The organism is Amycolatopsis sp. QT-25, assembly GCF_029369745.1.
Taxonomy (GTDB): domain Bacteria; phylum Actinomycetota; class Actinomycetes; order Mycobacteriales; family Pseudonocardiaceae; genus Amycolatopsis.
The window spans coordinates 3,294,088-3,308,025 of record NZ_CP120210.1; the positions used below are offsets into that span (position 1 = coordinate 3,294,088).

The 13,938-nt window shown below is 62.8% G+C and carries 11 protein-coding genes and 1 pseudogene; 9 read left to right on the forward strand and 3 right to left on the reverse strand.

Going from position 1 to position 13,938, the window contains the following annotated elements:
- Positions 1 to 1,039: 1,039 nt before the first annotated feature.
- Together P3102_RS15370 and P3102_RS15375 are read left to right on the forward strand one after the other, a co-directional pair.
- Complete coding sequence (locus P3102_RS15370; protein ID WP_276371184.1) at positions 1,040 to 1,447, forward strand: SRPBCC family protein; 408 nt, start codon at positions 1,040 to 1,042, stop codon at positions 1,445 to 1,447.
- 56 nt (positions 1,448 to 1,503) lie between these two features.
- A complete protein-coding gene (locus P3102_RS15375; protein WP_276369968.1) occupies positions 1,504 to 2,733 on the forward strand; it encodes an MFS transporter in 1,230 nt (409 codons plus the stop codon).
- A 343-nt stretch (positions 2,734 to 3,076) separates the two neighbouring features.
- Here the strand turns inward: P3102_RS15375 and P3102_RS15380 are convergent, their stop codons facing one another.
- A complete protein-coding gene (locus P3102_RS15380; protein WP_276369970.1) occupies positions 3,077 to 3,484 on the reverse strand; it encodes a nuclear transport factor 2 family protein in 408 nt (135 codons plus the stop codon).
- Between the two features lie 71 nt (positions 3,485 to 3,555).
- Here P3102_RS15380 and P3102_RS15385 point away from each other — a divergent pair, with 71 nt between their 5' ends.
- From P3102_RS15385 to P3102_RS15415, 7 genes and pseudogenes are all read left to right on the forward strand, one after another.
- Complete coding sequence (locus tag P3102_RS15385) at positions 3,556 to 4,497, forward strand: LysR family transcriptional regulator (protein WP_276369971.1); 942 nt, start codon at positions 3,556 to 3,558, stop codon at positions 4,495 to 4,497.
- Positions 4,498 to 5,409 carry a LysR family transcriptional regulator gene (locus tag P3102_RS15390; RefSeq protein WP_276369973.1) on the forward strand — a complete coding sequence of 304 codons (912 nt, stop codon included), beginning with the start codon at positions 4,498 to 4,500 and terminating at the stop codon, positions 5,407 to 5,409.
- A gap of 538 nt (positions 5,410 to 5,947) precedes the next feature.
- Positions 5,948 to 7,041, forward strand: a pseudogene (locus P3102_RS15395) (FAD-dependent monooxygenase).
- A gap of 173 nt (positions 7,042 to 7,214) precedes the next feature.
- Complete coding sequence (locus P3102_RS15400; protein ID WP_276369974.1) at positions 7,215 to 7,502, forward strand: hypothetical protein; 288 nt, start codon at positions 7,215 to 7,217, stop codon at positions 7,500 to 7,502.
- 750 nt (positions 7,503 to 8,252) lie between these two features.
- A complete protein-coding gene (locus P3102_RS15405) occupies positions 8,253 to 9,260 on the forward strand; it encodes an NAD-dependent epimerase/dehydratase family protein (protein ID WP_276369976.1) in 1,008 nt (335 codons plus the stop codon).
- A 641-nt stretch (positions 9,261 to 9,901) separates the two neighbouring features.
- Positions 9,902 to 10,258: a peptidase inhibitor family I36 protein gene (locus P3102_RS15410; RefSeq protein WP_276369978.1), complete on the forward strand. Its 357-nt coding sequence runs from the start codon at positions 9,902 to 9,904 to the stop codon at positions 10,256 to 10,258.
- Positions 10,259 to 11,061: 803 nt separating this feature from the next.
- Positions 11,062 to 11,463, forward strand: a complete 402-nt coding sequence (locus P3102_RS15415) for a hypothetical protein (protein WP_276369980.1) — start codon at positions 11,062 to 11,064, stop codon at positions 11,461 to 11,463.
- A gap of 335 nt (positions 11,464 to 11,798) precedes the next feature.
- Here the strand turns inward: P3102_RS15415 and P3102_RS15420 are convergent, their stop codons facing one another.
- Both P3102_RS15420 and P3102_RS15425 read right to left on the reverse strand, forming a co-directional pair.
- Positions 11,799 to 12,578 carry a prolyl oligopeptidase family serine peptidase gene (locus P3102_RS15420; RefSeq protein WP_276369981.1) on the reverse strand — a complete coding sequence of 260 codons (780 nt, stop codon included), beginning with the start codon at positions 12,576 to 12,578 and terminating at the stop codon, positions 11,799 to 11,801.
- Positions 12,579 to 13,113: 535 nt separating this feature from the next.
- Positions 13,114 to 13,872, reverse strand: a complete 759-nt coding sequence (locus P3102_RS15425; protein ID WP_276369983.1) for an SDR family oxidoreductase — start codon at positions 13,870 to 13,872, stop codon at positions 13,114 to 13,116.
- Positions 13,873 to 13,938: the final 66 nt, after the last annotated feature.

Genomic DNA, 13,938 nt, shown 5'->3' on the forward strand with positions numbered 1-13,938 from the left:
CGGTCACATGGCCATTCGAAATTCGGCGACCTGCAGCAGGGCTCCGGGCTCGCGCGCTTTGCCCGGGCTCTGACTGCCTCATCGTCCGAAGAGCCGGATCCGGCAAGGTCGTGTACGGTCTCGTCTCGGGAGGACCAGCTCAAGCCGATATAACGCGGCCCCGGAACTCCTGGGGAGAGCTGCCGGGGCCGCCGCATGAAACGGTCGTCTTCTGGGGGAGAGGTTGGCGACCGTTCCGAAATCAACGCAGTCAGCATTCCCTCAACTGCTGGTTGGCCACTTTAGTGGGACAGGATGGCTAAGATCAAGTCTGCTTGCTCGCGCGGGTAAGCGAGGAGTTCGCAATATCGCGTTACCGGTGCTCAGAACCCTGGGGAACGAATCATGCAAAAATCTGTCGGTCGATATCTTCTTGTCTATATCCGCAGCGTACGTCGGCTTCTGTGGTTTCGTTCGTCGCGGGAATGGCGGGGGATTCGGCACCGTGGCAAGCCGACCGCTTGTGGGCACGAAGCAGTGAGACCACTTCAACGGGTAGATCGGCCACTCGCGCCGTAGGTGCCGACCGGCACTCAGGCTGGAGACCCGCGCGTCGTGCGATTCGTGGCGTATCGTCGGCTATCGTGACCGATCGCGCAGCTCGCCTCGACGGTCGTGCTGTGCCAAGGGGAAGCCGTTGCTCACGACGTCGTCCGGGGCGCGGTCCCGGCTCGTCCGCCGGTCGATCGGGCACCTCCATGTGATCGGGCCGGTCAGGGTCTGCTCGTCTCCGGTTCCTGGACGGCTGCCCGCATGGCTCGGGCCGGCTTCGAGTCCGGCGTCCAAGGCGGGGTCGTACCGCGGTGAACCAGGTGAACGGTCGGTTCAAGCCTGCCGGAATCGATCCGCTGAGCGAGCGACCACCGGCGCGTGAAGAACGGGTCCACGCTGTATCGATTCGGCACGGGCCCATCGAGGCCTCCATCTGCTGCACATGGTCTCCAGGCGGGTGTTACCGCTGGACAAGTAGTATGCGAACGCTTACAGTAAACAGGTGCATATGGAAATGTCTCACGCCGAGACGCGATCAGTGTCCATCAAGGCGTCCCCGGAAATCGTCCTCGACCTGGTGTCCGATCCGCATAACCTCCCTCTGTGGGCCCCGGGAGCGGCATCCGCGGTGCGTCCTGCTGGTGACGCGTGGTTGGTCGAGAGTGGCGGAACCGAAACCCGTATGTTCGTGCGCGTTTCGCGGGAGCACGGGACCGTCGACCTCTTGGTTGCCGAGGATCCTCCTCAGGGAGTGTTCACGCGTGTCCTGCCCAGCGGTGAGGGTGCCGAGTACCAGTTCACCCTTCTGTTCCCCGAGGGGACGCCCGAACAGGCCGTCGCGCAGCAGATGACCATTGTCGAAGAAGAACTGCGGGCGGTGCGTAGACTGTCCGAAGAGCGTCAAAGCAGTAAGTAGCAGTTCGGGCTTGGCCCGACTTTCTCTCGCGCCGAAAATCGTACGGAGTTCATTCCATGTCTGGCCCCGACGCTGAGACAGAGCCCTCGAGCGTGGTACAGCTGCTACGTGGCAGCCGGCCTTTGCGAGCGCTCTTCTCGGCACGAGTGATCTCCTATACTGGGGATTCGCTCAGCCTTGTCACGTTGATGCTTCATGTGGCCAATTCCACCGGCCAGGGTCTGGCGGTGGCCTTGCTGCTTCTGGTCGGCGACTTCGTGCCCTCACTGCTCGGCCCGCTCGCCGGAGCCATCAGTGATCGGTTCGATCTGCGTAAAGTAATGATCACCTGCGAGATCGTGCAGGGCGTGCTGATGCTGCTCATCGCACTCACGCTGCCGCCGCTTCCCATCCTGCTCGCTTTGGTCGGTGTTCGCGCCGTCGCCTCGCAGGTGTTTCAGCCCGCCTCCCGGTCGGCCGTTCCGGCCATGGTCGGCGGCCGGGATCTGGAGGTCGCGAACTCGGCTGTCGGCTTCGGCTCGAACTGCGCCGAAGCGTTCGGTCCTCTTCTGGCCGCCGCCATGCTGCCGTTCCTGGGTATCCGCGGCGTTCTGCTGATCGATGCCGCGTCGTTCTTGCTGTCCGCTGCGATTCTGACGGCCACCAAGCCGATGTCACCCGAGCCGGATCCGGACAATCTGGCGTTGTCGGCCCAGGCACGGGCCGGTCTCGGCTACATTCTGCGCACGCCCGCTGTTCGGATCCTGTCCCTGGGCTTCTGTGCGGTGGTGGCCTTCAACGGGATCGATGATGTGGCATTGGTGCTGCTGGCCAAAGAAGAACTGAAGTCAGGCGACAGCTCCGTGGGCCTTCTGCTTGGAGCAGTCGGTATAGGCCTCCTTATCGGCTACGCACTATTGAGCCGGTTCAGTGCCAGGGCCTCGATGCCTGCGCTGCTGATCGCCGGGTTCTTCGTGAGCAGTGCGGGGAACTTCCTCACGGGTCTTGCCTGGTCCGTCGTCGCCGCGTTCACCGTGCAAGCCACGAGAGGACTCGGTCTTGCCGGCATGGACGTGGCTTCCTCGACCATCCTGCAACGAATCGTGCCGCCGAAGCTGCTGGGCAGGGTGTTCGGCAATCTTTACGGTGCGATCGGGGTGGCGGCCGCACTGTCCTATCTCGGCGGCGGCCTGTTGCTCGACCTCGCCGGCGCTCGGGTCACGTTTCTCGTTGCGGGAGTCAGTGGAACTGTGTGCACCCTGTTGGTGGCACTGGTGCTGCCACGGGCCATACGCAAGCATCGCTGAGTCTGCAGTTCGATGACGCGTACTGAAAGAACACTATGGCGACTCCCGAAGGAGGAAGGTGCGGCGCATACATCATCGAGTGAAGATCTGCTGCGGAAAGCGCCGGCATCACGTGCGGGTCATCGAAGGAGTCAAGCCGGACGGTTGATCGACGCCGAAGACTCGAAATCAGTTGTTCGACGTGTAAAGCCTGGCAGTGCGATCGCTGCCAGGCGCTTGACCGTTCCGACCCGTGAGGCGAGAAGCCGGTGGGTCAACTGCTGCCCGCGCTGTATTCAGCTTCACCTTGAGCCGCGGAATCACGGTGCGGGTGGTATGTTGGTGAACGATTCCCGACAGTGAATCAACGGGTGGGAAGTTCCAGCACCTTCTCCACCAGGGCAGAGTTGCAGTATTCGACGACTTCGATGATTCGATCGTCCGCCAGGCGAAAGATGAAACAGTATGTTTGCTCGTAAGTATCCCCATGTTTCGTCGTGGCATGGCCGCGTGCTTGTACGACCACGCGATCCTCGGCTGCGAGGATCATGTCCGCCTCGCTGCGATAGTCGTCGGAAAACTGCGCCATCAGGGGGCGAAGTAACTTGTGCACCACTTCCGTCTTCGGCTCCCAGACGCCGCCCCATGACCAATCTCCCGGAAAAATCCATCGGCACTCGTCGGCCATGACATCGGTCAGGGCACGAGCGTTTCCCGCTGCCAACTGATCGAACACCGTCGCGAGGAGTTTTCTGTTGTTTTCCGTACTCATGATCCTGACGCTACGCTGGCGCGAGTAATGCGACAAGTGACATCTGCGCATGACTGCTATGCTTGTTCGGCATGAGCGGCTTCACGATTTTGGGTTTACGCGTGGTCCGGGCGGCGGTACGCTATGGCTCGTTTTCCACGGCGGCGGAGAACCTGGGGTATACGCAATCCGCTGTTTCCCGGCAGATAGCCTTGATGGAGAAAGCCGCCGGCGTCGCGCTGTTCGATCGGCAGGCTCGCGGCGTTCAGCCCACGGAAGCGGGACGAATTGTCGCGCAACACGCAGAAACGGTTCTCAATGAATTGAACACGACTGAACAGTCGCTTCGTGAACTGGGCTCCCCGTCCTCTCGTCGGTTACGTGTCGGCGCCTACTCGACGGCGATGGCGGCTCTGGTGCCGGTCGCCATCGCGGAGTATGCGACCCGCGAACCGTCGACCCGCATCAAACTGCGAGAAGGGCTCTCGGCAGCGCTGTTGGCGTCAGTGGTTTCCGGACGGCTCGACATGGCGATAGTCACAGAACCCCAACGTGAACCGGCGGGAATCGACCTCACTCCTCTGCTTGAAGACGAGTTGTATCTGGCCATGCCCGTCAACCACCGGCTTGCCGGCAGGCGTAGCGTCACCGGCGAGGAGTTGCGCGGGGAACGCTGGATTTCAGGAGCCGCCAACCCGGCCGATGGGCTGCTGGGTATCTGGAATCAGTCGACCGAACAGCTCAACATAGACTTCATCGTCCGTGACTGGGTCTCGAAGATCGGCCTGGTGATGGCGGGGCTGGGGCTGGCCGTCGTTCCTGGGCTGATGGTTCCATCATTACCCGAAGGGGTAGCAGTGGCTCAGATCGGAGAAACAAGCGCGAAGCGAGTCACGCTCGCGGCCACGCCGGCAACTGCCGAAGGAGAAGAGCGTTGCCGTGAATTCCTGATCACGTTGCGCGAGTCGGCGATCGAAGTCGGACTCGGAGCGGCTCGACGACTGCGAAACACTCGTTATTCTAGGAGGATGTAGATGAACCGTTGGAATGCGCCGACAATACATCAGTTGAGAGCTTTTCTCGTTTTGGCTGAGGAACTGCATTTCGGTCGCGCTGCTGCACGGCTCTTCATGAGCCAGCCGGCGTTGAGCCGGCAGTTCAACGTCTTGGAACAACGTCTTGGAATCCAGCTCCTTGATCGAAACCAGCGGTCCGTCAAGCTGACGCAGGCAGGTGAGGTCATCCTCCCCAAAGTGGCGGCGGTTCTCGCGGCGACGGACGAGCTCCACCGGGTTTCGATCGAATACTCCGAAACGGTGACCGCGAACTTGATCGTGGGAACGGTCGGCGCCGAGGCGGCTATGGAGCACACACGCCTGGTGATGGCCGAAGTAGTACGCCGGTATCCGAACCTGCACATCGACGTCCGGTTGCTCAACGCCACAGAACAGTTTCGCAGTCTCTACACCGGAGACGTGGACGTCGTCTTCTGTCGCCCCCCTGTTCCGGAGCAGATTCAGACCCATCATCTCGCGACCGAACCCCGGGTGGTCTGCGTGCCGGCCGACGACACGCTCGCGTCGAGAAAGGAAGTGTCCCTTGCGGAACTCGACGGGCGCGTGATGATCGATTACCCGCCCGAGTGCCCGCGGGTTTGGAGGGACTTCTGGGCGGTGGACCCACGCCCAGACGGTTCCCCGGTCAAGTACGGACCGATTGTGAGAGACGTCGAATCGCTGCTGGCCACTGTGGCGCAAGGCAGGGCAATCGCGTTCCAGCCCGCGGCGGCAAAGTACTTCTTTCCGCGTCCGGGCATCGCGTTTCTCGATGTCACCGGTATCGATCCATGCACCTCGGCGCTGGCTTGGCACGCCGAGAGCGCACAACGGCCCGTGGTCAAGGCCATCAGGCTGGCAGCCGAGGAATTGTTCCCTTCTCACAGCTGAGAACCGCGACCTCGCAGCTTCGGCCGGCTACGCGAACAGGGCGGAATGCCTGTGTGGTAGGTCGCGGTAGTGATGGACGTAGAGATGGGCCTGACAAGTCATCCCGCGTACCGAAACCAGCGCAGAGAGAAGCGACGGATCTGCGGCTGGTCGAAGAATGCGAACACTGGGGCGATGATCTTATCGCGGGAGAGCTGAAGCGCAGGCAATTCGGGTATGCATTCTAGTGAGATAAAAATAGCATGTTGTACATGAGACGTGCTCAGGGCTCCTTCAACTGCATCTTCAAGGCTGCCTGATGAAGTTGTCCGCAGGAAATCTTCACTTTTGCTTTTGGCTTTCCCTCATTTCCAATTTATAGCGCATAGGAGAGCTTGCGGCAAGCCCCGGTCGGTTCGGCAGAACCATCGGGGTAACCCAGACGTCAAGGAAGTCGGAATGGAATCATGAGCCTGCCCCCACCGTCCGCTCCACGGCCGGCCAGGATGTGCGGTCCGAAGTCGATGTCGTCATCGTGGGCACCGGCCCGGCCGGGCTGATGCTGGCCTGTGAACTGCGGCTCGCCGGCGTTCGATCCATGGTTCTCGAGCGGCAGCCACAGTTGCGCGAAATTCCGAAGGCCAACGGGCTCGGCGGGCAGGTCCTGGAACTACTTCGTTACCGGGGCTTGCTCGAAAGGTTCGAGGCGGCCTGTGACGCGCCGAGTCATCCCGCTCCTCGCTACCCGTTTTGCGAAGTACATGTCGACTTCTCGCCGCTGTCCGAACCGCCGCTCCGGGGCCTCACCCTTGCCCAACCGATCCTCGAACGTCTCCTGGACGAACGGGCACGCGAAGTGGGTGCGGTCGTGCGCCGCGGACACGAGGTGGTCGGGATCGTCGACGACGGTTCCACAGTGACTGCCGAAGTAGAGGGACGTGACGGACGCTACCTGGTGACCTCTCGATACCTGGTCGGGTGCGACGGCGGACACAGCAGGATTCGCGATCTGGCCGGCATTGAATTCCCGGTAACCGCGTATCCCGAGGTTCATCGGCTCGGACAGGTCACGTGGCCCGATTTGATGGCCAGACCCGAAACCGGCGAAGTCCTCGACTTGCCCGGTGGGGGCAGGGTGAAAGCCGGCTTCACGCGCACAGAACGAGGCGTATTCGGATACGGGGCATTGACTCCGGAGGTGCTGCTCGTCTCCACCACGGAGAAGGAGGCGGTCGACACCGACGACAACGCACCGATGAGCCTGGCGGAGTTCCAGGACAGTGTCCGCCGCGTCCTCGGTGTAGAGATACCTGTCAAGGAGGTGATCCGGCTTTCGCTTTGTCAGTTGCACGCCCGGCAGGCCGATCGATACCGCAGCGGACGAATTCTGCTGGCGGCGACGCGGCACACCTCCTTCCCGCCACGGGCGTGGGCTTGAACACCGGCATGCTCGATGCGGTCGACCTTGCCTGGAAGCTGGGCGGCGGACATCGACGGCTGGGCGCCGACGGGACTGCTGGACACCTATCACGACGAACTTCGGATGGCCGGTATGAGGACCATGCTCCACACGCGGGCCCAGGTGGCTCTACGACGCGGTCAGGACTCCGCCGCCGACGCGCTGCGGACGATTTTCCTGGAGCTGTTCCCTGATGAGCAACCGCTACGCCGTATCGGAGGTATGCTCGCCGGTACAGACGTCCGTTCCCCGCTGCACGCCTATGACTCTCACGTCCTGACCGGAACTTTCGTTCCCGATCTCGTGCTTCATACCGGAAATGACACTACGACGAACATCGCGGCTCTGATGCGGGGCGCGACCGATCTTGCTCGATCTGGCCGATCGAGCGGATCTACGCGACACTGCTCGCCAATGGGAAACTCGCGTCGTCATTCAGGTCGCGAAGACCAGTGACCGGCCGGCCGATGCCCTTCCGATCCTGCCGGATGCCCACGTTGCGTGGACCGCAGGCATCGACGAATCGACGGACACAGCCGTGCTCGCGCTGCGGCAAGCCCTTACCGCATGGTTCGGCACACCTTCGGATACGCGGCCGGAAACCGCTCCCGGTGGAGTGCCGCGGACTCAGGAAGCGGAGACGGCACGAGAGTGAACTAGGTCGAGGCCGGCAGTGCTGAAGGCTGCGCGTCGAGTTCATTGAGAGATAAGGAAACCTCGGCGTAGCGAAGTCGGAGGCAGGCGCGGATCGCTGAAGGGTCTGGCGTGGCTTCGACAGTCCACAAGGAACATCACGACCCCTGTGTGCGCTATGCCCGCTGCTGTGGTTCTCTCTTGTGGGTACATGAAGGCCCCCCTTCCTTGCGTCTAGCGCAAGGAAGGGGGGCCTTCATGTACCCGCGCCCGCCCCAGGCGCACTGGCGCAACCGACGAAACCCGACTTCGCCTCTGCCGAAGTGCGTAAAGGCATCTTTCCGTGCATCAGTGCAGGAGGGAGGCTTCACGGACCTGCGATCAGTCGAAGCCGGAATGCGGTAGGTATTTAAGAAACTCTTGGTGCTGACTGTCGTCATTCAAGACCCGGCGCGAGGCTGCACAAAGTGCAAATCGGGCACTTAAGGGGAGGCGGGATGTCCCTCGTGGACGGTCGAGGCCGAGATCGGCCTGTGTTCGGCTCGCGTCCCGCATACCCTTTTCATGGAGTCAACGCGGGCAACCGGTGCGGCAGGACTCGCAACATGACACGTTTGTCCTACCCTCAATAGTTCGGCGTAGCGGTAGCATCAAGGCGCGATGTTGTTGAAGGGTGGCGAGGTCCAGAAGCCGGTAGGATCCGCAAGGCTCGCCGCCGTCGGACGTTCGCAGCGGTGACGGAGCGGCTGCATCGAAGCGGACGCTCGAACCTGTGGCCGAGGTGCGCAAGAGAAGGAGTGGACACCATTTGCGAATAGTCATCATCGGCGGCAGCGGACACGTCGGCACCTTCCTCGTCCCGCGGCTGATACGCGCCGGCCACGATGTGGTCAACATCAGCCGCGGGACACGAGCTGCCTATGCCGAGGCTTCGGAGTGGCAGCAGGTACGTCGAGTCACCGCCGACCGGCATCGCGAGGACGAGCAGGGAACCTTCGGCGAACGAGTGGCCGGGCTGGCGCCGGATGTCGTGATCGATATGGTGTGCTTCACCCTGGAGTCGGCGAGCGCGCTGGTCGCGGCTCTGCGCGGAAGAACCGGTCATCTGCTGCATTGCGGTTCGATGTGGCGCTACGGGCCCAGTCACAAACTGCCGATCTCGGAGGCCACCGGCTCGGCACCGATCGGTGAGTACGGCATCCAAAAGGACAAGATCGCGCGGATGCTGAAAGCGGAGACTGCCGCCGGAGGGCTGGAAACGACCTCTCTGCATCCCGGGCACCTCGTGGGTCCGGGCTGGCATCCGGTGAACCCGGTGGGCAACTTCGATCCGGTCACCTGGTTCACGCTCTCCTCTGGCGCACCTCTGCAAGTTCCGGGAAGTGGCGCCGAACTGATGCATCACGTGCATGCCGACGACGTCGCACACGCCTTCGAGCAGGCGATCGAACACCGCACCGCCGCGGCGGGAGAGGATTTCAACGTCGTCGCGCCCACCGCCTTGACCGTCCGCGGCTATGCGGCGGCGGCGGCCGGTTGGTTCGGTCAGACCATCGCGCTTGAGCCCGTCACCTGGGAGCAGTTCCGGCGGGCCACACCCCCCGACCAAGCCCAGCACAGCTGGAACCACCTGCACCGGAGCCAGTGCTTGACCATCGAGAAGGCCCGAACGCTTCTCGGCTACGCCCCCCGATACGAACCCGAAGAGGCGGTACTCGAGGCCGTTCGCCGGCTGGTCGAGCACGACGAACTCAAGGTCGCCGCCCCTCTCGTCGTCTGACCACGGGGTGCGACACAGGGGGCCCTTCGCTATGAGGTCCGCCGGGCACGCGAAGAAGCGGGGATGCCGGGACCCTGTGTCTTACCGAACACAGCCGGGCCTCGAGTGTGTGCCTTGCGTCACGCCGTCGAGACGATCGCGTCGGCCGTCGTCGGCCTGACCACCCCCAGCACGTTCATGCAGCGATGCCGCGCCGGGCGACCTGGTCGCTGATCTTCGGACACTGGCAGCGCCGGGCGCCGCTGTGAGAGCGTGACGCGCGCGGTGATGTCTGATAGTGCATCGTGAGTCGAGCAGATCGCATCGCGGGGTCATTGCTTTTCCTGCGGTGCAGGACAAGGCTGAATTCCGCGGACGTCCTCGGATCGAGCGATCGCCCCTGCGGTGATCTGGGTGGCCACGGGCGTCAGATCGAGGGTTTCCTCGCCGGTGCCTCGGCACCACACCTGAATGAAGCGCTCTGCGCGATCGGTGTCGTCGCGTCGGGGGAGTGGGTGGCTTCACCGACGTACTCGGTACTTCTGGAGGCGCTTGCTTTTGCCATGCTCGCATCGCTACCGCCAGGCGAGAATGGCGCAACGATCTTCGCCTGGACGTGAACCGCAGAGGTCTCCGCGCTGGATCAAGTGAAAGGAAAACAGATGTCGTTCTTCAAGAGAGGTCTTGGCATCGTGGTGGTCGCTTTGGCCGGTTTGCTGGTCACCGTGCCTTCGGCGGACGCCGCGACGGGATATGACCGCTGTACGGCGGGGTATATGTGCCTGTTCGCGGGAGATGACGGACAAGGTGCCATGGCACTCTTCCAGATTGGTTCACCGGACTTGTCCCTGCAGAATTTCGATGATCGTACGAGGAGTTGGAACAACAGGAGTTCCAGCTCGTTCTGCATGTATGTCAACAAGAACTACGACAACAGTGCGGGGGCCGGTACCTTTCATGCGGGTACCAGGGGGAACGTTGCCGAATTCAATCGGTATAGCTCACTTCGCCGTTGCTGACGAAGTCCCGTCTCTGCGTGGGCTGAACTTCGTCCCTGGTGTTGCACTTTCTCCCCAGGAACCGCGGAGCTGATCGTGTGGCCGGCCGTGTCTCCGGCCGAGATTCGTGCTGGTTCGCCGGCGTTGATCGAGGACCGGAGAATGGCAGCTTCGATGTGCTTGTGGCCCAGGGTCGGCTGTGCCCGCGTCGTGGCTGAGGGCGGTTGCGTGGTCGCAGATCGCCGAAGATGCTGGTGCGCCGGTCACGCAAGGACGAGTGACGGGATGGACTGCAGAACAGGTCGTGGTCACGGGTCGGCCAACGCAGAGTGCGGGCCTCGGCCGGTTCGTGCGGTAATGCCGCCCACGCCGGCGGGAATCGGTCGTCGTGTCCGATATCGCCAGCGACCCGTTCTGGAAGGCTTTCCAGGCCGGCTTGGCAAGCCAAGCCGGCCTGGACGCCTGCTGGCCGACGCCGATCCTGGCTCATGACAGGGCTTGTCAGGAACCATCGCGACCCGCAGGACTCCGCCCTCGCCCGACTCTTGGCCGGCACCGCGACCCTGGTTGTCGAACGCCACTACAACGAGCTGGCAGGACAAACGCGGAGGGCGAGCCGTCCGGTACTCCAGCTCGGCCGTTCTCGAAGGACCGAGACCGTTTCCGGGGTAGTCATGTGTCAGTGCCATGTGCGTGAGTAACGTCGACCTGTTGGTTCGCACCGATGGCAAGCCCAAAGCCAAGGTGACAGACAGGAGCGCGGGTGTCTCTGGGATTCAGCCAGCTGACATGTCGCCTGGGCGAGAAGTGAAAGGATGGCACCCGTGAAAGGTCAGCCAGAAGCTGTCGGGACTCCGCTGATTCGCACGGATTTCTCCGATCCGGCCGGCTGGGAGGCCTTGCGAACGGCGGTGGAGACACCGAACGAGGACGACTTCCTGGCGCACGTGCACGTCGTGGACGACCAAGCCTATCGTGACATGACCGCCGAGCAGCTCCTGCCGTCGATCGGTCCACATTCGCTCTTCATCGTCGCCGACAGGCGGGCGATGTCTCGATCCGGCTGGCCGTTACTGTGCATCTACCGAGGTGGACAGCGAACTGAACAGCTAAGAGTCATCGCTGGAGAGTTGTGGTCAATCGAGAACAATATTTCCCTGGGGAACATGGACTGGGACGAGTTCACCCGCGCGGCAGACGACGACGGCGTCTTTCGAGGGTTCTGAGCTGTAAATCTCACCGGAATAGATGTGGTGCTTCGCGGTAAGCCTGCTTCCGTTGGGCAGCGACGTCGACACGAACACGATCGCGGGGAACGCCACACGGTCGTCTACCGGCCGGGCTCCGCTGACGTGGCTCAATTCTGGGATCAACGCCTACAGCTCATCCGGATCCAAGCGCGGCGATAAAGCTCTGCCCCGCCCTCAGCACGATCTGTGAAGCCGGAGAAAGCGTGTGGTCACCGGCCAAGGCTGCCTTGACCGACATCCGGTCCCGCATCGGACCGATGAGCCTTGACTTGACTGATACGACGCAGGAGTCAGCACTGCTCCGGCCGAGCTCAGCTCCTGGTAAGCCCGAGGTGCTCAGTCAGGAACTCAGCCCGGTCGGCATACGCGGCCACGTCGTTGATCACGTGCCCCGAGTCGTACCATCGCTGCTGCTTGGGCTGCGGCGCCATTGCGTAGAATTCCTCGGATTCCGCCGCGGTGACACCGATGTCGAACCGCGCGAACTGGTAAAGCACCGGGACCCGCACGTCACCGATGAAATGTTCCGCGTCGTACGGCGCCATCTCGGCCAGAGTCCGCTCGAACAGTTCCGGTGGCAACGACGCCCGCATCCGTGCGACCTCGGGATGGTGGGTGTTGCGCCAGTGATGCGTCAGGCCCGCCATCGGCACCTCCAGTACGAAGCACGCGAACCGCTGGTCGAGCCCGGCAACCACCGCCATCATCATCGCGCCACCGCTGTGCCCGACACCTGCGATCCGATCTGTCCGGCCCAGCAGCAGATCCGCGCCCCGGCGCAGGGCCAGCACCGACCGGCGGATTGCTGCCACCTGGTCGTCATCGACGTACTGGAACTGCAAGCACAATCCGATCCCGCCCGATTTGGCCAGCGCGATCGCCTCCGGCAGGAACCCCTCCGTTCCACTGGTGGTGTGCATGTACAGCACGCCCGCCCTGGGCGTGCCGTTCGGCTCGACCAAATATCCGGTGACGCGGCCACCCTCGGCGTTCTCGAACGAGCAACGGGAAATCGTCACGCCGGGACGGACGGCGAGTCGTTCGGAAGTTTCGTGCAGCGGGGCAGTCGGATCACAGTGCAAGTCGGTCATGGATTCAGTCTATACACGTTCGGCAGCAACCGACCCGCTGTTTTCCGTCTTTCAAAAGCTGGACCTGCTGTTTGCCGAACAGGTGGCGCCTTGCCGCCGGCGTTTCCAGCGGACGCTTCGATTTCATCGTTGCACGGCGTTGCCTGCAGTTCGGGATGAACAACCGGATCGCGCTGAGTTCCTTCGGACCAGTGAACACTCAGTCCATTTCCTGGCGGTGTTCGTGGCGATGATGACGATTTCGTCGTCTGCGGCCGGCTTCAGCCCTGCTCGACAGTTCCCGGACAGCTCCATTCACATCTGGAGGCCTTCACCTGTCAACACGGCAGGCCGAACCACTCCAACCCCGAATTACACCTCAAGTGTTCATTGATGCGAAATATGGCACTTCGATGCTTGTCTGGTCATCGATGCGTGAACAGTGAGGTGGCAGGTATCGGCGTCGAGGCTGGGCTGCCTATACGCGTGAATCTCGGGGCAGCAACCCTGTAGGACCGTGCGGTGTTGACACAGCGAAGACTGTCCCCTCGTCGTACTACTGTGGTTGGGCAGACGGCATCACCGTGAGCTGGGAGAGGCAGGTCCCCACCGGACGGCTCACCGCGTAAGCGATCGCGTCGGCGACGGTAGCCGGATCGAGCAGTTTCCCGCTACGGACCGCCGAGGCGAGCCGATCGCGGATACCGGGATGAGTGGTGTGTGCGAACAGTTCGGTGGCAACGCCGCCGGGTTTGACGTCGGTGACTCTGAGCCCGGTGGCGGCGAGTTCCACGCGCAGGGCTCGGGACAGATAGGACAGTGCGGCCTTCGTCGCGCCGTAGACGGCAAATGCGGAGACGGGGACGTCAGCGCCGGTACTGGAGACGTTGACGACGTCCGCGGCCCTCCCGGCGCTGGCGGCGGCTTGGAGACTGGGGAGCAGTGTGCGAGTCGTGTGGAGCACCGCGCTCACGTTCAGGTCGAGCATCCGCCGCCATTCTTCGTCGCGACCTTCGGTCAGTGGATTGGGGAGCATGACGGCGGCGTTGTTGACCAGGAGATCGACGGTCTTGAGGTCGACACGGTCGGCGAGTGCTTCGACAGCGTGCCGATCGGTGAGATCCGCCGGTATCGCTACGGCCTGGTCGCCGATCTCGTCGGCGAGGGCCTTCAAGCGGTCGGCGCGACGCGCGACGAGAATGACACGAGCACCGTCTTCGGCGAGACGACGGGCGGTGGCGGCACCGATTCCGGACGCGGCGCCGGTGATCAGTGCTCGCCGCCCGGCAAGTGGTGCGGTAGGGGTTGTCGACATGGTCGGAAGTCTGGCCCGCCTCGGATGAGGTATCCAGGGCTGATTTCGACTAGGTCGAATCGACCC

Coding starts and splice junctions, on each gene's coding strand:
- P3102_RS15370 (WP_276371184.1), top strand. CDS start 1,040: ATGGAAATGTCTCACGCCGAGACGCGATCAGTGTCCATCAAGGCGTCC.
- P3102_RS15375 (WP_276369968.1), top strand. CDS start 1,504: ATGTCTGGCCCCGACGCTGAGACAGAGCCCTCGAGCGTGGTACAGCTG.
- P3102_RS15380 (WP_276369970.1), bottom strand. CDS start 3,484: ATGAGTACGGAAAACAACAGAAAACTCCTCGCGACGGTGTTCGATCAG.
- P3102_RS15385 (WP_276369971.1), top strand. CDS start 3,556: ATGAGCGGCTTCACGATTTTGGGTTTACGCGTGGTCCGGGCGGCGGTA.
- P3102_RS15390 (WP_276369973.1), top strand. CDS start 4,498: ATGAACCGTTGGAATGCGCCGACAATACATCAGTTGAGAGCTTTTCTC.
- P3102_RS15410 (WP_276369978.1), top strand. CDS start 9,902: ATGTCGTTCTTCAAGAGAGGTCTTGGCATCGTGGTGGTCGCTTTGGCC.
- P3102_RS15420 (WP_276369981.1), bottom strand. CDS start 12,578: ATGACCGACTTGCACTGTGATCCGACTGCCCCGCTGCACGAAACTTCC.
- P3102_RS15425 (WP_276369983.1), bottom strand. CDS start 13,872: ATGTCGACAACCCCTACCGCACCACTTGCCGGGCGGCGAGCACTGATC.